This window comes from Pseudomonas sp. P179, assembly GCF_000478485.2.
GTDB lineage: Bacteria > Pseudomonadota > Gammaproteobacteria > Pseudomonadales > Pseudomonadaceae > Pseudomonas > Pseudomonas aeruginosa.
The window spans coordinates 4,505,117-4,527,716 of sequence record NZ_KI517354.1 but is presented as its reverse complement, the minus strand read 5'-3'; the positions used below and the strand labels follow the sequence as shown (position 1 = coordinate 4,527,716).

The 22,600-nt window shown below is 66.1% G+C and carries 22 protein-coding genes; 8 read left to right on the top strand and 14 right to left on the bottom strand.

All coding sequences use genetic code 11. The features are described 5' to 3' along the window. From hpf to HMPREF1224_RS33150, 4 genes are read left to right on the top strand one after another with little or no spacing between them, the layout of a single operon-like run. Nucleotides 1–309, top strand: a complete 309-nt coding sequence (hpf, locus tag HMPREF1224_RS33165) for a ribosome hibernation-promoting factor, HPF/YfiA family (protein ID WP_003094359.1) — start codon at nucleotides 1–3, stop codon at nucleotides 307–309. A gap of 13 nt (nucleotides 310–322) precedes the next feature. Then, nucleotides 323–787 (top strand): PTS IIA-like nitrogen regulatory protein PtsN, encoded by a 465-nt coding sequence (gene ptsN, locus HMPREF1224_RS33160; protein ID WP_003098853.1) that lies wholly within the window; start codon nucleotides 323–325, stop codon nucleotides 785–787. 1 nt (nucleotide 788) lies between these two features. After that, nucleotides 789–1,649 carry an RNase adapter RapZ gene (gene rapZ / locus HMPREF1224_RS33155; protein ID WP_003094361.1) on the top strand — a complete coding sequence of 287 codons (861 nt, stop codon included), beginning with the start codon at nucleotides 789–791 and terminating at the stop codon, nucleotides 1,647–1,649. A 29-nt stretch (nucleotides 1,650–1,678) separates the two neighbouring features. Further along, nucleotides 1,679–1,951 (top strand): HPr family phosphocarrier protein, encoded by a 273-nt coding sequence (locus HMPREF1224_RS33150; protein ID WP_003094362.1) that lies wholly within the window; start codon nucleotides 1,679–1,681, stop codon nucleotides 1,949–1,951. Nucleotides 1,952–2,047: 96 nt separating this feature from the next. Here HMPREF1224_RS33150 and HMPREF1224_RS33145 read toward each other — a convergent pair whose 3' ends face one another. The 6 genes from HMPREF1224_RS33145 to pmbA form a co-directional block, all read right to left on the bottom strand. Beyond that, nucleotides 2,048–2,980 carry a ZIP family metal transporter gene (locus tag HMPREF1224_RS33145; protein WP_074198665.1) on the bottom strand — a complete coding sequence of 311 codons (933 nt, stop codon included), beginning with the start codon at nucleotides 2,978–2,980 and terminating at the stop codon, nucleotides 2,048–2,050. A gap of 18 nt (nucleotides 2,981–2,998) precedes the next feature. Continuing rightward, nucleotides 2,999–3,610 (bottom strand): superoxide dismutase, encoded by a 612-nt coding sequence (locus tag HMPREF1224_RS33140; RefSeq protein ID WP_009315925.1) that lies wholly within the window; start codon nucleotides 3,608–3,610, stop codon nucleotides 2,999–3,001. Between the two features lie 12 nt (nucleotides 3,611–3,622). Next, entirely contained in the window at nucleotides 3,623–4,072 is a 450-nt protein-coding gene (locus HMPREF1224_RS33135; protein ID WP_003094369.1) for a hypothetical protein, read from the bottom strand. Between the two features lie 27 nt (nucleotides 4,073–4,099). Next, a complete protein-coding gene (gene fumC / locus HMPREF1224_RS33130; protein ID WP_010793802.1) occupies nucleotides 4,100–5,476 on the bottom strand; it encodes a class II fumarate hydratase FumC in 1,377 nt (458 codons plus the stop codon). Continuing rightward, nucleotides 5,469–5,864, bottom strand: a complete 396-nt coding sequence (locus HMPREF1224_RS33125; protein ID WP_003094374.1) for a hypothetical protein — start codon at nucleotides 5,862–5,864, stop codon at nucleotides 5,469–5,471. Before HMPREF1224_RS33125 ends, fumC begins: the two co-directional genes overlap by 8 nt. Before the next feature lie 147 nt (nucleotides 5,865–6,011). Beyond that, a complete protein-coding gene (gene pmbA, locus HMPREF1224_RS33120; protein WP_010793801.1) occupies nucleotides 6,012–7,361 on the bottom strand; it encodes a metalloprotease PmbA in 1,350 nt (449 codons plus the stop codon). A gap of 98 nt (nucleotides 7,362–7,459) precedes the next feature. On the opposite strand from pmbA, the gene yjgA reads away from it, so the two are divergent. Further along, the gene (gene yjgA / locus HMPREF1224_RS33115) at nucleotides 7,460–7,984 is read left to right on the top strand and encodes a ribosome biogenesis factor YjgA (RefSeq protein WP_003094378.1); all 525 of its coding nucleotides are present in this window, start codon (nucleotides 7,460–7,462) and stop codon (nucleotides 7,982–7,984) included. A gap of 30 nt (nucleotides 7,985–8,014) precedes the next feature. On the opposite strand, the gene tldD is transcribed toward yjgA, so the two are convergent. The 8 genes from tldD to mreB all read right to left on the bottom strand — a co-directional run bounded on the left by tldD (nucleotide 8,015) and on the right by mreB (nucleotide 18,992). Further along, nucleotides 8,015–9,457 (bottom strand): metalloprotease TldD, encoded by a 1,443-nt coding sequence (gene tldD, locus HMPREF1224_RS33110; RefSeq protein WP_003098866.1) that lies wholly within the window; start codon nucleotides 9,455–9,457, stop codon nucleotides 8,015–8,017. 2 nt (nucleotides 9,458–9,459) lie between these two features. Continuing rightward, nucleotides 9,460–10,308 (bottom strand): carbon-nitrogen hydrolase family protein, encoded by an 849-nt coding sequence (locus HMPREF1224_RS33105; RefSeq protein WP_003112739.1) that lies wholly within the window; start codon nucleotides 10,306–10,308, stop codon nucleotides 9,460–9,462. 49 nt (nucleotides 10,309–10,357) lie between these two features. Next, entirely contained in the window at nucleotides 10,358–14,188 is a 3,831-nt protein-coding gene (locus tag HMPREF1224_RS33100) for a YhdP family protein (protein WP_010793800.1), read from the bottom strand. A gap of 14 nt (nucleotides 14,189–14,202) precedes the next feature. Beyond that, on the bottom strand, nucleotides 14,203–15,660 hold the full coding sequence (gene rng / locus HMPREF1224_RS33095; protein ID WP_003094386.1) for a ribonuclease G: 1,458 nt from the start codon (nucleotides 15,658–15,660) through the stop codon (nucleotides 14,203–14,205). A 33-nt stretch (nucleotides 15,661–15,693) separates the two neighbouring features. Then, nucleotides 15,694–16,299, bottom strand: coding sequence for a Maf family protein (locus HMPREF1224_RS33090; RefSeq protein ID WP_010793799.1), 606 nt, complete (start codon nucleotides 16,297–16,299; stop codon nucleotides 15,694–15,696). A gap of 89 nt (nucleotides 16,300–16,388) precedes the next feature. After that, nucleotides 16,389–16,883 carry a rod shape-determining protein MreD gene (gene mreD, locus HMPREF1224_RS33085; protein WP_003094389.1) on the bottom strand — a complete coding sequence of 165 codons (495 nt, stop codon included), beginning with the start codon at nucleotides 16,881–16,883 and terminating at the stop codon, nucleotides 16,389–16,391. Further along, on the bottom strand, nucleotides 16,883–17,923 hold the full coding sequence (gene mreC / locus HMPREF1224_RS33080; RefSeq protein ID WP_071535971.1) for a rod shape-determining protein MreC: 1,041 nt from the start codon (nucleotides 17,921–17,923) through the stop codon (nucleotides 16,883–16,885). Before mreC ends, mreD begins: the two co-directional genes overlap by 1 nt. 31 nt (nucleotides 17,924–17,954) lie before the next feature. Beyond that, nucleotides 17,955–18,992 carry a rod shape-determining protein MreB gene (gene mreB / locus HMPREF1224_RS33075; RefSeq protein ID WP_003094393.1) on the bottom strand — a complete coding sequence of 346 codons (1,038 nt, stop codon included), beginning with the start codon at nucleotides 18,990–18,992 and terminating at the stop codon, nucleotides 17,955–17,957. A 239-nt stretch (nucleotides 18,993–19,231) separates the two neighbouring features. Between mreB and gatC the strand changes: the two genes are divergently transcribed. The 3 genes from gatC (at nucleotide 19,232) to gatB (ending at nucleotide 22,541) form a co-directional block, all read left to right on the top strand. Beyond that, nucleotides 19,232–19,522, top strand: coding sequence for an Asp-tRNA(Asn)/Glu-tRNA(Gln) amidotransferase subunit GatC (gene gatC, locus HMPREF1224_RS33070; RefSeq protein ID WP_003106543.1), 291 nt, complete (start codon nucleotides 19,232–19,234; stop codon nucleotides 19,520–19,522). Nucleotides 19,523–19,534: 12 nt separating this feature from the next. Further along, nucleotides 19,535–20,989 (top strand): Asp-tRNA(Asn)/Glu-tRNA(Gln) amidotransferase subunit GatA, encoded by a 1,455-nt coding sequence (gene gatA, locus HMPREF1224_RS33065; protein WP_003112871.1) that lies wholly within the window; start codon nucleotides 19,535–19,537, stop codon nucleotides 20,987–20,989. Nucleotides 20,990–21,080: 91 nt separating this feature from the next. Then, nucleotides 21,081–22,541: an Asp-tRNA(Asn)/Glu-tRNA(Gln) amidotransferase subunit GatB gene (gene gatB / locus HMPREF1224_RS33060; RefSeq protein WP_223699689.1), complete on the top strand. Its 1,461-nt coding sequence runs from the start codon at nucleotides 21,081–21,083 to the stop codon at nucleotides 22,539–22,541. The last annotated feature ends 59 nt before the right edge of the window (nucleotides 22,542–22,600 follow it).

The following is a 22,600-nucleotide window of genomic DNA, read 5'->3' as shown; positions in this document are numbered from 1 at the left end:
ATGCAAGTCAACATCAGTGGCCATCAACTGGATGTGACCGACGCCCTGCGCGACTATGTCGGCGAGAAACTGAGCCGTCTGGAGCGCCATTTCGACAAGATCACCAATGTTCAGGTGATCATGGAGGTCGAGAAACTGAAGCAGAAGATCGAAGCCACCCTGCGCATCGCCGGTGGCGAGATCGTAGCCAATGCGGAACATGAGGACATGTACGCGGCCATCGACCTGCTGATCGACAAACTCGACCGTCAACTGATCAAACACAAAGAGAAGTATCTCGAACGGCAGCAAGGCGTAGGCGCCCGCTGATCTCCCCTCCCCTATGATCCGACTTGAGCAAATCCTGACCCCCGGCCGTTCCCTCGTGAACGTGCCGGGCGGCAGCAAGAAACGCGTACTCGAACAAATCGCCAACCTGGTAGCCAGGGAGCTGCCGGAGTTCGACGCCCAGACCATCTTCGAAAACCTGGTGGCCCGGGAAAAACTCGGTTCCACCGGCTTCGGCAATGGCATCGCCATTCCGCACTGCCGCCTGTCTGGCTGCCAGAGCCCCATCAGCGCCGTGCTGCACCTGGATGCTCCCGTGGACTTCGACGCGCTGGACGGCGCGCCGGTCGACCTGCTCTTCGTCCTGCTGGTACCGGAGGCCGCGACCGAAGAACATCTCGAACTGCTCCGGCAGATCGCCGCCATGCTCGACCGTGCCGACGTACGCGACCGCCTGCGCAGCGCTCCCACCGCCGAAGCGCTTTATCAGATCGTGGTAGACGTACAGAACGGGCAATGACATGCGCCTGATCATCGTCAGTGGCCGCTCGGGCTCGGGCAAGAGCACCGCCCTGAACGTCCTCGAAGACAACGGCTTCTATTGCATCGACAACCTTCCCGCCAGCCTGCTTCCCGACCTGGCGCAGCGCGCCCTGTTGCACACGGAGCTACTGCAGCCACAGGTGGCGGTGTCGATCGACGCCCGCAACCTGCCCAGCCAGTTGCAGCGCTTCCCCGAACTGTTGCAGGAAGTGCGGGACAACCACATCAACTGCGATGTGCTGTATCTCGACGCCGACGACGAGACGCTGCTCAAACGATTCTCGGAAACCCGCCGGCGCCACCCGCTGACCACCGACACCCGTTCGCTGGCGGAGGCGATTGGCGACGAGAGCCAATTGCTCGGACCGATCGCCGACCTCGCCGACCTGAAGCTGGACACCACCAGCCTCAACCTCTATCAGCTGCGCGACACCATCAAACTGCGCCTGTTGAACAAGCCGGAACCCGGCACCGCGTTCCTCGTCGAATCCTTTGGCTTCAAGCGCGGCATGCCAGTCGACGCCGACCTGGTGTTCGATGTGCGCTGCCTGCCGAACCCCTACTGGAAGCCCGAGTTGCGCGATCATTCGGGGCTGGAGCCGGAAGTCCGCGAGTATCTGGCCGCCCAGCCGGATGTCGAGGAAATGTACCAGGACATCGTCGGCTACCTGAACAAATGGCTGCCGCGCTTCGCCGCCAGTAACCGCTCATATGTAACAGTTGCGATAGGCTGTACCGGCGGGCACCATCGTTCGGTCTACCTCGCCGAGCGGATTGGCGCTGCACTCAGGGATTCCCTGAAGAACGTGCAGATTCGCCACCGCGATCTCAGCAGCTAGCCCATAACAAGAAGGACAGACTCCCCAAGATGCCCGCCCTCGAGATCACCATCATCAACAAGCTCGGTCTGCACGCCCGCGCGGCGGCCAAGTTCGTCGGCGTCGCGGGGCGCTACCCTTGCCAGGTCCGGGTCGGCCGCAATCCTGAAAGCTGCGTCGACGGCAAGAGCATCATGGCCGTGATGATGCTGGCTGCCGGCAAGGGCACCAACCTGCACCTGCATACCGAAGGCGAACAGGAAGACGAGGCGTTGAACGCGCTGGTCGAACTGATCAACAACAGGTTCGACGAGGGCGAGTAGGCTCTTCCCAGCGACAACGAAAAAGCCGCCAACTGGCGGCTTTTCCTTTCCGGCGATTGCGGCCGGCGTCAATTCAGCTCGGGTCGGATGAATCCCCTAGCCCAGCGCGGTATCCAGCACCATCATCAGGCAGAAACCGAACACCAGGCCCAGCGTAGCCTCGGCGGCATGTCCCTGGCGGTGGGACTCGGGAATGATCTCGTGGGTGACCACGAAGAGCATCGCTCCCGCCGCGGCGGCCAGCCCCCAGGGCAGGAGCAGCGCGGAGAGGCCGACCAGCCAGGCGCAGAGCACCGCGAACAGCGGCTCGACCAGGCCCGACGCGGCACCGACCAGCATCGCCTTGAAACGCGACATACCGACTCCGGCCAGCACCAGCGCCACCACCAGCCCTTCCGGCACATCCTGCAGAGCGATGCCCAGGGCGAGGCCGTTGGCCTCATCCAGGCCGGCACCGGCCGACACGCCAACCGCCATGCCTTCGGGGACGTTGTGCAGGACGATGGCCGTGACGAACAGCAGGATGCGCGGGGGAATGCCACCGGACAGTGGCGCGCCCTCGCAACCGGGATGGACGTCCGGCATCAGCCGGCCGAGGATGAACAGCCCCATCACGCCGACCGCCAGGCCGAAACTGACCAGGAACCCCGCGCCGAACTTCGAGTAGCCGAGGTCGCCGGCCGCGGATAGCGCCGGCATGATCAGCGAGAAGGCCGTCGCCGAGAGCATCACGCCGGCACCGAAGCCCAGCAGCGCATCCGACAGGCGCGCCGGCATGGTCTTCACCACCAGCACCGGCATCGCCCCGAGAGCGGTACCGAAGGCGCAGAGCAGGCCGCCTTTCAACGCCAGCACGATGGGCGCCGGCAGGTTGAGCTCGGCCAGCAACAGCGCGTGGCGGCCGAGCAGGTAGCCGCCGCCGATGAAGATCAGCAAGCCCAGCAGGTTGCGCAGCGTCCGCCCGTTACCTTCGGCGATGCCATGGAGCAACGCCTTCATCGCTGCACCGCCAGGCTGCCGGCCAGCCATCTCGCATCACGGTTAACATTAGGCCAGGGCTTGCGCATAGCGACGCGCGACCTCCCGCCAGTCGATCACGTTGTAGAAAGCGCCGATGTATTCCGGGCGGCGGTTCTGGTACTTCAGGTAATAGGCGTGCTCCCATACGTCCAGGCCGAGGATCGGCGTATTGCCGTTCATCAGCGGGCTGTCCTGGTTGCCGCTGCTCTCCACCAGCAAGCTGCCCTGGGGAGTCACGCTGAGCCAGGCCCAGCCGCTGCCGAAGCGGGTCAGCGCAGCCTTGGTGAACGCATCCTTGAACGCCTCGAAGCCCCCGAGCTGCTCATCGATGGCCCGCCCCAGGTCGCCATCGGGACGGCCACCGCCCTGGGGCGACATCACGGTCCAGAACAGCGAGTGGTTGGCATGCCCACCGCCATTGTTGACAACCGGGGTGCGCAGCTTCTCCGGCAGACCAGCCAGTTGCCGCAGCAGGCTTTCCACCGGCTGCTCGGCATAGGGCGTGCCTTCCAGCGCGGCGTTCAGGTTGTTCACGTAGGTCTGGTGGTGCTTGCTGTGGTGGATCTCCATGGTCAGCGCATCGATGTGCGGTTCCAAGGCATCGTAGGAGTAGGGCAAGGGCGGCAAGGCGTGGGGCATGGAAACTCTCCGTCAGTGATAGCGAAGTGAGGGGGGCGGAGCGAGGAACTCAGGTCGGACCTCCGCGTTCGGCGGTCCCTTGAGCAGGCGCTCGGTGCGCGGATAGGCACCGTGTTCGCCGATGAACGACAGCAGTTCGACATAGGTGCGCCGGCTGTGATGCTGGGCCGCCTGGCGCAGGGCCAGCGGCAGTTTCTGGTCGGCGCTGACCCGCAACAAGCGCTCGTGGCAGGCGCAGAGGTATTCGGCGGTTTCCTCCGGTTGCTCCAGTTGCAGGTGCAAGTCGGCCAGGTTGTGATGGGAAATGACGAACGCCATCACCGCCTCGTCGGCGTCGCCCCAGCGTTCCAGCAGCACCTGGGCCAGGGCCAGGGCATGGAGGTAGTGCTCACGCGCATCGATCAATGCGCCGGTGACGAAACAGCGGTTGCCCTGTTCGATCGTTCGTTGCCAATGACGCATGGCGGTACCTCCAGTGGTGGGGCGGCCTCAGAGGCCGCCAGCCGTGAGTTTTTCCGGATCCAGCAACACCTCCAGGCGCGCACGGTCCAGATCGGTGTTTTCCAGCGCCACATCGATGATCGGCCGTCCCTCGCGATAGGCCTGCTTGGCGATTTCCGCAGCCTTCTGGTAGCCGATGATCGGGTTCAGCGCAGTGACCAGGATCGGGTTGCGCGCCAACGCCTCGCTGAGCTTGCCCTGGTTGACCTTGAAGCTGGCGATGGCCTTGTCCGCCAGCAGCCGGCTGACGTTGGCCAGCAACTGGATGCTGTGCAACAGGTTGTCCGCCACCAGCGGCAGCATCACGTTCAGTTCGAAGTTGCCCGATTGGCCGGCGACGGCAATGGCGGCGTCATTGCCGATCACCTGGGCGGCGACCATCGCGGTGGCCTCCGGGATCACCGGGTTGACCTTGCCGGGCATGATCGAGGAGCCTGGTTGCAGCGCTTCCAGCTCGATCTCGCCGAGCCCGGCAAGCGGCCCGGAGTTCATCCAGCGCAGGTCGTTGGCCAGCTTCATCAGGGTCACGGCCAGGGTCTTCAACTGGCCGGACGCAGCGACCGCCGTGTCCTGCGAACCGATCAGGGCGAAGAAGTCGTCGCCGGGGCGGAACGCCAACCCGGTCAGGTCGTTCAGCTCCTGGCTGAAACGTTCGGCGAACCGCGGATGGGCGTTGATCCCGGTGCCCACCGCGGTGCCGCCCTGTGCCAACTGCTGCAAAGCAGGAAGTACGCTCTCGATGTGCACGCCAGCCTGTCGCACCTGCTGCGCCCAGCCACCGAGCACCTGGCTCATGCGTACCGGCATCGCATCCATCAGGTGGGTGCGGCCGGTCTTCACATAGGCATGCACTTCGCCGGCCTTGCTCTGGATAGTCTGCTCCAGGTGGCGCAGCGCCGGCAGCAGGCGTTCGCTGATCTCGAGGGCGGCACTGATGTGGATGGTCGAGGGGATGATGTCGTTGCTGCTCTGCCCGCAGTTCACATGGTCGTTCGGATTGACCTTGCCGCCCAGGCGGCGACTGGCCAGGGTCGCCACCACTTCGTTGGCGTTCATGTTGGAACTGGTGCCGGAGCCGGTCTGGAACACATCCACCGGGAAATGCTGCATGAAGTCCTCCTGCAGCAGTTGCAGGCAGGTCTCGGCGATCGCCTCGCCCATCGGTGCATCCAGTTGCTGCAGGGAGACGTTCGCCCGCGCCGCCGCGGCCTTGGCCAGCAGCAGGGCGCGGACGAAGGCCTGGGGCATGCGATGGCCGCTGACCGGGAAGTTGTTCACCGCGCGCTGGGTCTGGGCGCCATAGAGGGCGGTCGCCGGGACCGCCAGTTCGCCCATGCTGTCGCGTTCGATGCGGGTGTCAGTCATCTTGGTTTCCTTGTTGCGGGTGATCGAAGCTCATCGACGGCGCCAGGTCCTGCCTGGCCATTCGTACGGAGAGCTGGCGCAGCCGGCGTCGCTGGCTGCCGTTGGTGGTCAGTCGCTGAAGTTCGCAGAGGGGCCGGTAGGCGTAGTCGAGGCAGAGGCTGCGCCAGTGCCAGGGCAATATCGGATCGCGACCGGTATCGAGCAGGAGGTTGTAGGCTTTCTCGAACAGCGGCCAGGCGGCCACACCTTCCCAACCGGCGAGATAGCGCGCCTCGCCGAGGTACTGGTCGAGCAGGCGCGGTTCGTCGGGATCGAGCGCGCAGCGGATCTGCGTGCCCAGCCAGTACCAGTGATCCAATGCTTGCGGGTCGTGCGCCTCGAAGGACATGGCAACCTCACCAGACGATAATGAGATTGATTATTGTTTTCTTCTTGGCAAAAGACAAGCATGGTCCCCATAGAGGCGGACAATTGAACAGGCGGAAACGAAAACGCCAGCGACGAGCGCTGGCGTTTTATAGAGGGAAACCCGGCCTCAGCGCCCGGCCACCATCATCGACTCGACCAGTACAGAACCGGTATGCAGGTTGCCGCGCCGTTCGATGTCCTTGCCGACCGCGACGATACGGCGGAACAGGTCGCGCAGGTTGGCGGCGATGGTGACTTCCTGGACCGGGAACTGGATCTTGCCGTTCTCGACCCAGTAGCCGGCGGCGCCGCGGGAATAATCGCCGGTCACCAGGTTGACGCCCTGCCCCATCAACTCGGTGACCAGCAGGCCACGCCCCATCCTGCGTATGAGAGCGGCCTGGTCCTCGTCGCCATGGCTGACGAACAGGTTATGCACGCCGCCGGCGTTGGCCGTGCTCGGCAGGCCGAGCTTGCGCCCGGAATAGGTGCCCAGGACATAGGACACCAGCTCGCCGTTCTCGACGAATGGCTTGGCATAGGTCGCCAGGCCGTCGCTATCGAAGCTGGCGCTGCCGAGCGCGCCGACCAGGTGCGGCCGCTCGTCGATGCTCAGCCACTCGGGAAACAGGCGCTGGCCCAGCGCGCCTTCGAGGAAGGATGACTTGCGATACAGGCTGCCGCCTGAGATCGCCCCGAGGAAATGGCCGAACAGGCCAACAGCGATTTCCGGAGCGAACAGCACCGGCACTTCGGCGGTCTGCACCGGCCGCGCGCCCAGTCGGCTGGCGGCGCGCTCGGCGGCGCGCCGGCCGATCGACTCGGCGCTGGCCAAGGCCTCACCACGGCGGTTGACGTCATACCAATAGTCACGCTGCATCTGTCCTTCGCCCTCGGCGATCATCACGCAGCTGAGGCTGTGCCGGGTGCTGGCGTAACCACCGATGAAACCGTGGCTGTTACCGTATACCCGGCAGCCCTGGTGGGTATTCAGGGTGGTGCCGTCGGCCTTGGTCACCCGCTTGTCGGCGGCGAACGCCGCTGCCTCGCAAGCCAGGGCACGTTCCACGGCCTGCTCGGGACTCAGGCTCCATGGATGATAGAGGTCCAGCTCGGGCAACTCGCGGGCCATCAACGCGGCATCGGCGAGACCGGCGCATTCGTCCTCGGAGGTATGGCGGGCGATCGCCAGCGCCGCCGCCACCGTCTCGCGGATGGCCGCCTCGCCGGTCGCCGAGGTGCTCGCCGAGCCCTTGCGCTGGCCTGCGTAGAGGGTGATGCCGAAACCTTGGTCACGGTTGAACTCGACGGTTTCCACCTCGCCCTGGCGCACGCTGGTGGACAGGCCCTGCTCCAGCGACACCGCCACTTCGCAGGCACTGGCGCCCTGGCGGCGGGCCTCGGCGATGATCTGCTCGACCTGCTCGCGAAGGTCCGGAAGCACGGAGGGACCGACTGCCGCGGCATGTAGACTCATCTGTTGACTCTCCTGTTGACGTGGCCGCCCACGCGGCCGGGCCGGACAAGCGGCCCCTGACTCGTTATCATGGCGGCGTTTTCCACTGGACCACCACCATGGCTGAATTTCACGACGACGACTCGCAATTCGAAGAGAAGAGCAAGTCGCAGATCAAACGCGAGCTGCATGCCCTGCAGGACCTCGGCGAGCGCCTGACCACCCTGCAACCGCAGTTGCTGGAGCGCCTGCCGCTCACCGACCCGCTACGCAAGGCGCTGCTCGAGGCGCCGAAGCACAAGGCGCACATCGCCCGCAAACGGCATATCCAGTACATCGGCAAACTGATGCGCGACCAGGACGTGGACGCCATCGTCGCCCTCATCGACCAGGTGGACTCCTCCACCCGCCAGTACAACGAACGTTTCCATGCCCTCGAACGTTGGCGCGACCAGTTGATCGCCGGCGGCGACGCAGCGCTCGACGCCTTCGTCGGGGAGTTCCCCGAGTGCGATCGCCAGCACCTGCGCGGCCTGGTCCGCCACGCCCAGCACGAGGCCGCGCACAACAAACCGCCGGCCGCCGCACGCAAAGTGTTCAAGTACATCCGCGAACTGGACGAAACCAAGCGCGGCCTGCGCTAGGTTTCGCCGCGCCGGCGCCTGGGCCATGCCTCAGGCGCCGGTGCCGCCGACGGTGATCGCATCGATCTTCAGGGTCGGCTGGCCGACGCCGACCGGCACCGACTGACCGTCCTTCCCGCAGGTTCCCACGCCACTGTCCAGGGCCAGGTCGTTGCCGACCATGGACACCCGGCTCATCGCTTCCGGACCGTTGCCGATCAGGGTGGCGCCTTTCACCGGGGTGGTGATCCTGCCGTTCTCGATCAGGTAGGCCTCGCTGGTGGAGAACACGAACTTGCCGCTGGTGATATCGACCTGGCCACCGCCGAGGTTGGCGCAGTAGATACCCTTCTCCACCGAGGCGATGATTTCCTGCGGATCGCTCTCGCCGGCCAGCATGTAGGTGTTGGTCATGCGTGGCATCGGCAGGTGCGCGTAGGACTCGCGGCGGCCGTTACCGGTGCGCGCCACGCCCATCAGGCGGGCGTTGAGCTTGTCCTGCATGTAGCCCTTGAGCACGCCGTTCTCGATCAGCACGTTGCAGTTGCTCGGCGTGCCTTCGTCATCCACGCTCAGCGAGCCGCGACGCCCGGCCAGGGTGCCGTCGTCGACGATGGTGCACAGGCTCGAGGCGACCTTTTCGCCGACCCGGCCGCTGTAGGCGGAGCTGCCCTTGCGGTTGAAGTCGCCCTCCAGGCCGTGGCCGACCGCTTCGTGGAGCAGGACCCCGGACCAACCCGCGCCCATCACCACCGGCAGGGTGCCGGCCGGCGCGGGAATCGCCTCGAGGTTCACCAGTGCCTGGCGCAGGGCCTCGCGGGCGTAGCCCATGGCGCGATCCTCCTGGAGGAAATAGCGATAGTCGGTGCGACCGCCGCCGCCGTGGCCGCCGCGTTCGCGTCGGCCGTTCTGTTCGACGATCACGCTGACGTTGAAACGCACCAGCGGACGAATGTCGGCGGCCAGCGAACCGTCGCTGGCCGCTACCAGGATCTGCTCCCAGACGCCGGCCATGCTCACCGTGACCTGCTGGATGCGGGGATCGAGCGCACGGGTAGCGGCGTCGATCTGCTTCAGCAACTCGACCTTCTCGGCACGGCTGAGCACGTCCAGCGGGTTCTCGCCGGCGTACAGGCGAGCCGGCACCACGGCCTTGAACGCCTGCACGCTGCCGTTCTGTCCCGCACGGGAAATCGAACGGGCCGCCACCGCGGCCTGTTTCAACGCCTCGGCGGTGATCGCATTGCTATAGGCGAAGCCGGTCTTCTCGCCCGACTGCGCGCGTACCCCGACGCCCTGGTCGAGATTGAAGCTGCCTTCCTTGACGATGCCGTCCTCGAGCATCCACGACTCGGAGACCTGGCTCTGGAAATACAGGTCGGCGGCATCGATGCCCGGGCCGTTCAGTTCATGAAGAATGCCGGGCAGGCTGTCCAGTTCCAGACCACCGGGGGCCAGCAATTGCTGGCTGACGGATGACAACAACTCGCTCATATTCACTCCGTACGCGCCGGCCGCGGTTCGGCCGGCGGGAAAAATCGTCTGTGCGCCACCACCGGCATGCGCCGGCGGATATCCGCCTGTTCTGCGGCGTCGCGCACCGCCAGCAGCACCGCTTCGCCCTGCGGCCGCTCGGCCAGGACCCGGCCCCAGGGATCGACGATGGCCGAATGGCCGAACGTCTCCCGGCCCCGTGGGTGGACGCCACCCTGTCCGGCCGCCAGCAGGTAGCACTGGGTCTCGATGGCGCGGGCGCGGACCAGTACCTGCCAGTGCGCCGCGCCGGTCACCGCGGTGAACGCCGACGGCGCCGTGATCAGCTCCGCGCCGGCCTCGCGCAGGGCGGTATAGAGCTCCGGAAAACGCAAGTCGTAGCAGACCGTCAGGCCGAGGCGGCCGACCGGCGTATCCGCCACCACGATCTTCTGACCGAAAGCATAGTCGTCGGATTCACGATAGCGGCCCCGCGCATCGGCTACATCCACATCGAACAGGTGCAGCTTGTCGTAGCGGGCGACCCGCTCTCCGTGCTCGTCGATCAGCAGCGAACAGGCATTCGCCTTCGCCTCGGGTTGCCCATCCGGCGGCAGCGGCAACGTTCCGGCGACTATCCACAACCTGAGGTCGCGAGCGGCGGAATTCAACCACGGCAGGATAGGCCCGTTCCCCCGCGCCTCGGCGCGCCCCAGTTCGGCCAGGTCGCGCCGGCCCATGGCGGCGAAGTTTTCCGGTAGCACGGCGAGCCGCGCCCCGCCCTCGGCGGCCTGTTCCAGCAGGCGACGGGCGGCGGCCAGGTTGGCCGTCACGTCGTCCTGGCTGACCATCTGGATCACGGCAATGGACATGGTTTCCTCCTTGCGGACGAAAGCGCCGCGTCGCGGCACCGGGCGCCGCTCAGCGGGGCTTCTCGAATGGCTTGTCGAAGCTGATCTTCGGATCCTGCCAGGGGCCCTTGACGCTGTATTGCACGCTGGCGAAGCGCGAGACCCGGTCGCCGAGCAACTTGTCGACGACGAAGACCGCGCCGCCGACCGCCGGACCGCCGACTATCAGTGCCGCCAGGGTCAGGTTGTTGGTCAATGGCAAGGTCACCAGCAGCTTGGCGTCGATCCGATCGTGAGCCAGGTCCAGGGTACCGTTCAACTCCAGGTTGCTCGACGGTCCTTCCAGCTTCAGCGGCTCGCGGGTGACGTAGACGCCGTCGGTGGCGGAGAGAACCCCCTTCACCCGGTCATAGCTCAGTCCCTTGCCGAGGATGTCCGAGAAATCCAGGCGCAGCCGGCGGTTGATCGCGTTGAAATTGAGCAGGCCAAACACTCGCAGCGCCTGGGCGCTGCCTTCGACCTCGACGAACTGCCCCTTGCGCAGCGATGCATCCATGCTGCCGCTGAAGCGCTTCAGGGCCATGTAGGCCGGCGATCCCGGCCACTGGCCGTTGATATCCATGCGGAAACGTTCGCTGGTGGCACTCGGCGCGAAATTCCAGGCCTTGAGCACATCCGCCAGGTTCTTGCCCTCGATCCGGCCCTGATAGGTGCTGCGGGTATTGCCCGGACTGCCGTCCCAACGCAGGCTGCCGTTGACGTGCAGGCCACGCAGGTCGAGGTCCAGGTCGTTGAACGCCACGCCGTTGCTGCCCGGCCGTACCTTCAGGCTCCAGGCGCCCAGCGGCTGGCCACCGAGGGCGACCTGGCCGATCTTCACGTCTACCGCCGGCAGGCTGCGCGGATCGACGGCGGCCAGCGGGTCCGAGTCCTCCACCTTGTTCTCGTCGGGAAGGGTCGACTTCGGCAGGTTCAGGCGGTCCAGATCGACCACGATCGGCGCGCCCCTGGCATCCGGCAGGACCAGGCGCCCCGATGCGAGGTCGCTGACCAGCACCAGTTGCCAGGCCCGCTCCTGGCGGGCCAGGTCGACGGTCAGGTTCTTCAGCTCCTGGCCGAAGCCCTTGAAGCTGTCGATGCGCAGGTCGGCGCCGCGCAGCAGGCCCGCAGCGCTACTGGCGGCCTGGTCGCCGTTGCCGTAGCGCTTCAGGGTGGCCTGCCAGGCGTCCCAGTCCAGTTCCGCCAGACGCCCGCGCACCCGCAGCCCCTGTGCCGAGGGCAGCAACGCCGGGTCACCGCCCAGGCGCAGGGCGCCGCGTCCGTTCAGCGGCTTGTCCGCCGGGGCCGCATAGGCCAGGCTGGCGAGGCCGTCGTAACGCGCCCAGTAACGTCGTTCGGCGCCATCCAGGGTCATCCGCCATTGGGTCGGCCGCGCCTGGGCGGCCGTCTTGCCGAACGGCGCCGGCAGGTCGACGACGGCGCCCTTGAGATCCGAATCGATCTGCAATTGGCTGTCCTTGCCATCCAGCAGCAGGTTGAGCTGGAACGGCAGGCGTCCCGAGACCGGCAACGGACGCAGGCCAGCGCCGAGCCAGTCGCTCAGCGACTTGACCGCCACCTGGCCGTTGAGCAGCAAGCGCGTGCGCGCATCGCCGCGCCCCTCGGCGACGATCCGCCCGCGTACCTCGCTGCCCAGCACCCGGGCCTGCACCGCCGGGGCGCTCAGGCCCTTGGCCAGGTCGAAACGGAAGTCGCCCTTCACTTCGCTCATATCCAGCTTCGGACTGGGCATCTTCAGGGTCGCGCCCACGGTGGAGAAATCCACGACCACCCCGGTCTTGCCGGCCTCGTCGTGGTCCAGCGGAATATCCAGCTTCAGGTGGCCCTGTAAGGGCCCATCGCCCTCCCAGCCGGCGAAGATCTTGCGGGTCGGGATCGGCGCTTCCTGGAGCAGCTTGATGCCGTCCTTCAGGTTACTGTCGACGGCCCCATCCACATACAGGTGCGGCGTCTGTCCCGGACGGCCGAGGGGAATGTCGACCTTGACGTCGCTGACCCGGGAATTCAGCAGATTCCCGCTGGAGGCCAGCACGCGGACTCCGGAATCCTCGACGAACACCTCGCCGACCGTTTTGCTCAAGGCGGGCCAGCCGGGCTGGTAGGCCAGGTCGCCGTCGCGGACCTTGAAGTAGAGGTTCATGACGTGGGCTTCGGCCGCCGCGCCGCGATTCAGCGAGCCCTGCCACTGGAAGTAGCCCTGCTCGACATGGCCACTGCGGATCGCCGTCTTCAACCAGTTCGCCAGGCTTTTGTTCATTCCCGGCAACTGGGTCGGCAGGTACTTGGCGGTGAAGCGCGCGTCGCCGTCGCTGAGGCCGACCTGCAGGTCCATGTAGTCTTCAGCGCCGGGATCGCGCATCAGGCGGATCAGCATGTCGCCGGCCAGGCGGCCCTCCTCGCCCTCGACCCGCATCAGGTGGCTGCCGAGGGTGAAGGCGCGGTCGTCCAGGCTCCAGAACATCCGCGTGCGGGCCTCGCGGTAGCGCCACGGCTCGGGAAACACCTTGGCCAGGTGCAGCATGAAATCCTGCGCCGACGCGTCGAGCTGGCCTCCGGCCAGGGTGCCGGTCAAGGTGCCGCTGACGTTTTCCACCGCTGGGACCTCATGGAACGCCGAGATACCGACCTTTTCCAGGTTGGTCGCGTAGCTGACCCGCTCGGGCACCTCCCGCTGCGGCCAGAAATCGGCGTTCAGGTTGTGCAGGATGCCCTTCGGCTTCAGGCCCGCCACCCACTCCGCCGCCGCGTCCGGCAGCGGCGCCAGCGCTTCTATCGCCGGCACCAGGGGCGTCAGGTCGACGCGGTCGGCCTGCAGCTTCCAGTGTGGCTCGTTGTTCTGCTGGTCGCGACGCAACAGCAACTCCACCTCGCCCCAGCGCTGCTCGCCGAAATTCGCCGCCAGGTCGCCGACCCGAACCTTCCAGCCCTGCGCTTCGCGATCGAAGAACAGGTTCATGCCCAGGTCGTTGATTTCCACCGGCTTGCGCGCGGCATACGACGCCTTCAACTGCGGCGCCAGCAGCCGTGCCACCAGCCGTTGCGCCTTGCCGTCGCGCCAGTCGAACCAGAAGTCGCCGCCGGCCTTGGCCCGGACGATCTTCCATTCCTGGGTCAGACCGGCCGGCAACCATTGCGCCCAGTCGCTCTGCGGCAGGCTGAGATAGAACCTGGCGCTGCTGCGCGGCCAGTCCTCGCTGTCGATCCGCCCTTCGGCGTGCAGCGCCAGGGGTTGGCCATCCGGCAGTTGCAGGCGGGCATCGAGACTCTGCCCACCAACCGATGAACTGCGCAGGGTCGCGCCGACCGCGCTGAGCGACAACGCTGCGCTTCCCCGCGGCGCCACCTCCAGTTGACTGTCCAGCAGCGAGATGCGTTGGGTCTGCAGCAGGAATTGCAGGAGTTTCCGGGGATCGCTGGGCTTGTCACTGTGCGGCAGGCCATCCAGGCTCCACTGGCCATCCTCGCCTTCGCGCAGGGTCAGCTTGAGTCCCTCCAGCTCCAGGCTGCCGATCCGCACCTGGCGCGCCAGCAGGCTGCCGAGCAGGTCTGGCGCCAGCCGCACCCGCGCCAGGCGCAGACTCTGTTCGCCGTCGCCGACCTGAATGTCGCGCGCTACCACCAGAGGCTCGAAGCCGCGCCAGGAGCCCGTCAGTTCGGCAATCCGCACCGGTATGCCGAGTTGCTTGCCAGCTTCGTCCTCCAGCTGCTGGCGGTATTCGGCCACCAGCGGCACCAGTTGCCGGCCAAGGCTGACGTACAGCGCCAGCAGCACCAGTACCAGGGCGCACAGACCCAGGACGATCCGTAGCAGTCGCGTTCCGAGGCTTCCCACATCCGCCATTTCAGCCATACGCCTCAGAGCAGGACCACGTCATATTGCTCCTGCGAGTACATCGCCTCGACCTGGAACTTGATGGTGCGGCCGATGAACGCCTCGAGATCGGCGACGTTACCCGACTCCTCGTCGAGCAGCCGGTCCACCACCTTCTGGTTGGCCAGCACCAGGTAGGAGTCGGCCTGGTAGGCACGCGCCTCGCGGAGGATCTCACGGAAAATCTCGTAGCAGGTGGTTTCCGCAGTCTTCAGCATGCCGCGTCCCTGGCAGCAGGGGCACGGCTCGCAGAGGATCTGCACCAGGCTTTCGCGGGTGCGCTTGCGGGTCATCTGCACCAGGCCCAACTCGGTGATGCCGATGATGTTGGTCTTCGCGTGGTCGCGCTCCAGTTGCTTCTCCAGGGTGCGCAGGACCTGCCGGCGATGCTCCTCGTCCTCCATGTCGATGAAGTCGATGATGATGATCCCGCCCAGGTTGCGCAGGCGCAGCTGGCGGGCGATCGCGGTGGCCGCCTCGAGGTTGGTCTTGAAGATGGTTTCCTCGAGGTTGCGATGGCCGACGAAGGCGCCGGTGTTCACGTCGATGGTGGTCATCGCCTCGGTCGGATCGACGATCAGGTAGCCGCCGGACTTCAGCAGTACCTTGCGTTCCAGGGCTTTCTGGATTTCGTCCTCGACGCCGTAGAGATCGAAGATCGGTCGCTCGCCCGGGTAGTGTTCGAGGCGATCGGAAATCTCCGGCATCAATTCTTCGACGAAGGAAGTGATCTTCTGGAAGTTCTCTCGCGAGTCGATGCGGATCTTCTCGATCCGCGGGTTCACCAGGTCGCGCAGTGTACGGATCGCCAGGGACAGGTCTTCGTAGATCACCGAAGGCGCGCCGACGGTCTGGATCTGCGCGGCAATCTGGTCCCATAGCCGGCGAAGGTAGCGGATGTCGGCGAGAATCTCGTCCTCGCCCGCACCTTCCGCAGCGGTGCGCAGAATGAAGCCGCCCTGCCCCTCGATGCCTTCCGCCGCCACGCAGTCGGCCACCACCTTCTTCAGGCGCTCGCGCTCGACTTCGTCCTCGATCCGCAGGGATATCCCGACATGACTGGTGCGCGGCATGTACACCAGATAGCGCGAAGGAATCGACAGGTGGGTGGTCAGCCGTGCGCCCTTGGTGCCGATCGGATCCTTGGTCACCTGCACCACCAGCGCCTGCCCCTCATGGACCAGGGCACTGATGCTTTCCACGGCGCTGCCTTCGCGATTGGATATCTCGGCGGCATGGATGAACGCCGCACGTTCCAGGCCGATGTCGACGAACGCCGCCTGCATCCCCGGCAGTACCCGTACCACCCGCCCCTTGTAGATATTGCCGACGATGCCGCGCCGCTGGGTGCGTTCGACATGCACTTCCTGCAGGACGCCGTTTTCCACCACCGCCACGCGCGACTCCATCGGCGTGATATTGATCAGGATCTCTTCGCTCATGCGTCCACTGTCCTTATTTCGGCGCGTTAGGCGTTACGGCGGGTTGCCACCCACGGGCTGCCAGCAAGGGATGCCGAATTCCCTCAACAGTTCCGCAGTTTCACACAAAGGCAGCCCGACCACCGCACTGTAACTGCCTTCGATGCGACTGACGAATATCGCCCCGAGGCCCTGGATCGCATATCCGCCTGCCTTGTCCGCCGGCTCGCCGCTCTGCCAGTAGCGCAGCGCTTCTTCCGGAGCGACCTGGCGGAAGCGCACCCGGCACTCCACCACCCGCGCCTCGACGCCGCCAGCGGCGGCCAGGGCCACGGCGGTGAGAACCTGGTGTTCGCGCCCGGACAGCGCAGCCAGCATGGCCAGCCCGTCGGCCTGGTCCACGGGCTTGCCGAGAATTCGCCCGTCGATCACCACCGAGGTATCCGCGCCCAGGACACAACCGTCCTCGCCGCGCCCTTCCAGCATAGCCAGCCCGGCGGCCGCCTTGCCGCGCGCCAGGCGCTCGACGTAGGCGGCGGGCGCTTCGTTCGGCAAGGGGGACTCGTCGATAGCGGTGGCGAGCACGGACAGCGGCACGCCGATCTGGGTCAGCAGTTCACGGCGACGGGGCGAGGTGGAGGCGAGATACAGCGACGGCATGGAGGCTCCCGGGAAACGCGTCGGGCGATGCGCCGATCACCCGTTTCGAAGAATGACGATATCCGCCGCAGCATAGCTGCGAAGCGGACCTACCTCACGTTGAGACGCAGGCGGACGAACTGCAGCAGGGCGTACACCCAGGGCCAGAGCAGCGCGCTGACCAGGGCCGGGAGCAGGAAGGTCAGGGTCGGCGGACGATTGCCGGTCAGGGCGTTGAGCCAGAGCTGGAGCAGCTGCGCCAGGCCGTAGACCACCACCAGCACCAGGCACTGCTGCCAGGCCGGGAACATGCGCAGGCGCTGGTGCAGGGACAGCACGAGGAAGGTGATCAGGCCGAGGATCAGCGCGTTCTGCCCGAGCAGGTTGCCGTAGAGCACGTCCTGGGCCAGGCCGAGCAGCCAGGCGGTGACCATCCCGACGCGCTCGGGCAGCAGCAACACCCAGTAGGTCAGCAGCATCGCCAGCCACAGCGGGCGGCCGATCTCGGTGAAGGTAGGCATCGGCGCTACGGCCAGCACTAGCCCGACCAGCAGGCTCAGCCAGATCACCCAGACATTGTTCGAACCCTGGGTCGCGCGAGCCATCAGCGGCGCCCCCCGTTCGCCGCCGGAGCGGCAGGCTGCGTGGGAGCTGGCGCGGGCGCGGCGGCGGGCTGCTGCGCAGCGCCCTGGGCTGCCGGGGTGGCCGGCGACGGCGCGGCGACCGGTTGCGCGGCAGGCTGGGGCGCCTGGGCGCCGGCGGCGGCTTTCTTGTCCGCCTCTTCCTGGGCCTCGGCGGCGTCGTTGGCGCGCTGTTCCGGGGTGCGGCTGTCGCTGAACACCAGCAGCACGTAGCGGCTACGGTTCATCTTCGCGGTCGGCACCGCGCGCACCACGGCGAACGGCTGGCCGGAATCGTGGATCACTTCCTTGACCGTGGCCACCGGATAGCCGGCGGGGAAGCGTTGCCCCAGGCCGGAGCTGACCAGTAGGTCGCCTTCCTTGATGTCGGCGGTGTCGGCGACGTAGCGCAATTCCAGGCGCTCGGGATTGCCGGTGCCGACGGCGATGGCGCGCAGGCCGTTGCGATTGACCTGCACCGGGATACTGTGGGTGGTGTCGGTGAGCAGCAGGACCCGCGCGGTATAGGGCATCACCTCGACCACCTGGCCCATCAGGCCGCTGGCATCGAGCACCGGCTGGCCGACGAAGACGCCGTCGTTCTCGCCCTTGTCGATCATGATGCGTTGGGTGAAGGGGTTCGGATCGACGCCGATCAGCTCGCTGACCAGTACCTTGTCGTCGACCAGCGCGGCGGAATTGAGCAGCTCGCGCAGGCGCACGTTCTGCTCGGTGAGCGCGGCGAGTTTCTGCACCCGGCGCTGCATCAGCAGGGACTCGGCCTTGAGGCGTTCGTTCTCGGCGATCAGCTCGCTACGGCTGCTGAACTGGTCGCGCACGCCTTCCCAGGCGCGCACCGGCATTTCCGCCAGGCCGTAGAAAGGTGTGAGCACCATCCCCAGCTTGCTACGGACGGGCTCCAGATAGTCGAACCGGGCGTCCACCACCATCAGGCTGACCGACAGCACGGCCAGCACCAACAGGCGAACGCCCAGCGACGGGCCTTTGGAGAATAGCGGTTTGATGATCCGCTCCTAGGCGACGATGCTCGCCACCTTACTCGGTGGAGAGCAGGTCCATGGAGTGGCGGTCCATCATCTCCAGCGCACGGCCACCGCCGCGAGCCACGCAGGTCAGCGGCTCCTCGGCGACGATCACCGGCAGGCCGGTTTCCTGTGCCAGCAGCTTGTCCAGGTCGCGCAGCAGCGCGCCACCGCCGGTCAACACCAGGCCGCGCTCGGCGATATCCGAGGCCAGCTCCGGCGGCGATTGCTCGAGGGCGCTCTTGACCGCCTGGACGATGGTCGCCAGGGACTCCTGCAGGGCCTCGAGGACCTCGTTGGAGTTCAGGGTGAAGCTGCGCGGTACGCCTTCGGCCAGGTTACGGCCGCGGACGTCGACTTCGCGAACGTCGCCGCCCGGGAAGGCGGTGCCGATCTCCTGCTTGATGCGCTCGGCGGTGGATTCGCCGATCAGGCTGCCGTAGTTGCGGCGCACGTAGGTGACGATGGCTTCGTCGAAGCGGTCGCCGCCGACGCGGACGGATTCGGCGTAGACAACACCGTTGAGGGAAATCAGGGCGATCTCGGTAGTGCCGCCGCCGATGTCTACGACCATCGAGCCGCGGGCCTCCTCGACCGGCAGGCCGGCGCCGATGGCGGCAGCCATCGGCTCTTCGATCAGGAACACCTCGCGGGCGCCGGCGCCCAGGGCGGATTCGCGGATGGCCCGGCGCTCAACCTGGGTGGACTTGCACGGCACGCAGATCAGCACGCGTGGGCTGGGCTGCAGGAAGCTGTTCTCGTGGACCTTGTTGATGAAGTACTGCAGCATCTTCTCGCAGACGCTGAAATCCGCGATCACGCCGTCTTTCATCGGACGGATGGCGGCGATGTTGCCCGGGGTACGGCCGAGCATGCGCTTGGCCTCGGTGCCCACGGCGACGACGCTCTTCTGGCTGCCATGGCTGCGAATGGCGACCACGGACGGTTCGTTCAGGACGATGCCGCGCTCGCGCACATAAATAAGGGTATTGGCAGTACCCAGGTCGATCGACAGATCGCTGGAAAACATGCCACGCAATTTTTTGAACATGGGAAAGAAACCCTAGGCGAAGCGTGGGTGAAAAATACGCGGGTAAAAAAGTGCGGCAAACTCTAACAACGACGGGGATTTTGGGCAAGGCGGGCAATATGCTAAATTGCAGGCTTTTCCCGGCCCCACAAGGCCCGTCCAGGCGGAATTAGACCGCCGACCGCGGCATCCGTTCCCTGCCTTATATAACGCATGGCGCCCCGCCGCCCTTCCAAGGCCGCTTTTGCTGGAGACTCCCGATGGCGCTTGAACGCTCCGACGTGGAAAAAATCGCCCATCTCGCCCGCCTGGGCCTGAGCGAGGCCGATCTTCCGCGCACCACCGAGACCCTGAACAACATCCTCGGCCTGATCGACCAGATGCAGGCGGTCGACACCAGCGGCGTCGAACCGCTCGCCCATCCGCTGGAAGCCACCCAGCGCCTGCGCCCGGACGCGGTCACCGAGACCGATCACCGCGACGCCTACCAGACCATCGCCCCCGCCGTGGAAGAAGGTCTGTACCTGGTTCCGAAAGTCATCGAGTCATAAGGACGCGGACACATGCTGCATCAATTGACCCTCGCCGAGATCGCCCGCGCCCTCGCCGACAAGCAATTTTCCGCCGAAGAGCTGACCCGCACCCTGCTCGGTCGCATCCGGCAGCTGGATCCCCAGCTCAACAGTTTCATCAGCATCACCGACGACCTGGCCATCGCCCAGGCCAAGGCAGCCGACGAACGGCGCGCCAACGGCGAGAACGGCGCCCTGCTCGGCGCGCCGATCGCCCACAAGGACCTGTTCTGCACCCAGGGCGTACGCACCAGCTGCGGTTCGAAGATGCTCGACAACTTCGTCTCGCCCTACGACGCCACCGTGGTCGAGAAGCTCACCGCCGCCGGCGCCGTTACCCTCGGCAAGCTGAACATGGATGAATTCGCCATGGGCTCGTCGAACCAGTCCAGCCACTACGGCGCGGTGAAGAACCCCTGGAGCCTCGACCGCGTGCCGGGCGGCTCCTCCGGCGGTTCCGCCGCGGCAGTCGCCGCGCGCCTGCTGCCGGCCGCCACCGGCACCGATACCGGCGGCTCGATCCGCCAACCGGCGGCGCTGACCAACCTCACCGGGATCAAGCCAACCTACGGCCGGGTTTCCCGCTGGGGCATGATCGCCTACGCTTCCAGCCTCGACCAGGGCGGCCCGCTGGCGCGCACCGCCGAGGACTGCGCGCTGATGCTGGGGGTGATGGCCGGATTCGATCCGAAGGACTCGACCAGCGTCGAACAGCCGGTGGACGACTACCTGGCCGCCCTGCAGAAGCCGCTGAGCGGCCTGCGCATCGGCCTGCCGCGGGAATACTTCGGCGCCGGCCTCGACAGCCGCATCGCCGACGCGGTGCTGGCCGTGGTCGAGGAGCTGAAGACGCTCGGCGCCACGGTGAAGGACATTTCCCTGCCGAACATGCAGCACGCCATCCCGGCCTACTACGTAATCGCGCCGGCCGAGGCGTCCTCCAACCTGTCGCGCTTCGACGGCGTGCGCTATGGCTATCGTTGCGACGCCCCGCAGAACCTGGAAGACCTGTACAAGCGCTCGCGCGCGGAAGGCTTCGGCAGCGAAGTGAAGAACCGCATCATGGTCGGCACCTACGCACTCTCGGCCGGCTACTACGATGCCTATTACCTGCAGGCTCAGAAGATTCGCCGGCTGATCAAGAACGACTTCGTCAGCGCCTTTGCCGAAGTGGACGTGATCCTCGGCCCGACCACGCCGAACCCGGCCTGGAAGATCGGCGAGAAGAACGACGACCCGGTTTCCCAGTACCTGGAAGACATCTACACCATCACCGCCAACCTCGCCGGCCTGCCGGGGCTGTCCATGCCCGCCGGCTTCGTCGACGGCCTGCCGGTGGGTGTCCAGTTGCTCGCGCCCTACTTCCAGGAAGGCCGCCTGCTCAACGTCGCGCACCAGTACCAGCAGGTCAGCGACTGGCACACCCGCACCCCGGCCGGCTTCTAAGCCATGGCAACGCCACGCAGTCCCCTCCCCTCTCCCGGCGCGGAGAGGGCGACCCGCAGGGTCGGCAGCGGGACTGCGCAGGCACAGAAGGATTGAGGAACACCACATGCAATGGGAAACCGTGATCGGGCTGGAAATCCACGCACAGCTCGCCACCCAATCGAAGATCTTCTCCGGCAGCTCGACCGCCTTCGGCGCCGCGCCGAATACCCAAGCCAGCCTGGTCGACCTGGCCATGCCGGGCACCCTGCCGGTGCTCAACGAGGAGGCCGTACGCATGGCCTGCCTGTTCGGCCTGGCGATCGACGCACGGATCGACCGGCAGAACGTGTTCGCCCGCAAGAACTACTTCTACCCCGACCTGCCGAAGGGCTACCAGACCAGCCAGATGGACCATCCTATCGTCGGCAAGGGCCATCTCGACATCACCCTGGAAGACGGCACCACCAAGCGCATCGGCATCACCCGCGCGCACCTGGAGGAGGACGCCGGCAAGAGCCTGCACGAAGACTTCCAGGGCATGAGCGGCATCGACCTGAACCGCGCCGGCACGCCGTTGCTGGAGATCGTTTCCGAGCCGGACATCCGCAGCGCCAAGGAAGCCGTGGCCTACGTCAAGGCGATCCACGCCCTGGTGCGCTACCTGGGCATCTGCGACGGCAACATGGCCGAGGGCTCGCTGCGCTGCGACTGCAACGTCTCGGTACGACCGAAGGGCCAGGCCGAATTCGGCACCCGCGCCGAGATCAAGAACGTCAACTCCTTCCGCTTCATCGAGAAGGCGATCAACCACGAGATCCAGCGCCAGATCGAGCTGATCGAGGACGGCGGCAAGGTAGTCCAGGAAACCCGCCTGTACGACCCGAACAAGGACGAGACCCGCTCCATGCGCGGCAAGGAAGAAGCCAACGACTACCGTTACTTCCCCTGTCCCGACCTGCTGCCGGTGGTCATCGAGCCCGAGTACCTGGCGAAGCTGCGCGAGCAACTGCCGGAACTGCCGGTGCAGAAGCGCGAACGCTTCGAGAGCCAGTACGGCCTGTCCGCCTACGATGCCAGCGTGCTGTCCGCCAGCCGCGAGATGGCCGACTACTTCGAGAAGGTCCAGGGCATCTGCGGCGACGCCAAGCTGGCGGCCAACTGGGTGATGGTCGAGCTGGGCAGCCTGCTCAACAAGGACGGCCTGGAGATCGAGCAGTCCCCGGTGTCCGCCGAGCAACTGGGCGGCATGATCCTGCGCATCAAGGACAACACCATCTCCGGCAAGCTCGCCAAGATGGTCTTCGAAGCCATGGCCAACGGCGAGGGTTCCGCCGACCAGATCATCGAGGCCAAGGGCCTGAAGCAGGTCACCGACAGTGGCGCCATCGAGAAGATGCTCGACGAGGTGCTGGCGGCCAACGCCGAGCAGGTCGAGCAGTACCGCGCTGCCGACGAGGCCAAGCGCGGCAAGATGTTCGGCTTCTTCGTCGGCCAGGCGATGAAGGCCTCGAAAGGCAAGGCCAACCCGCAGCAGGTGAACGAGTTGCTGAAGAAAAAGCTCGAAGCGTGAGTCAAAGCCAGACGCCGGGTTCGCCCGGCGTCTTCTTGTCCGCCAGGAGCCTGTTGTCC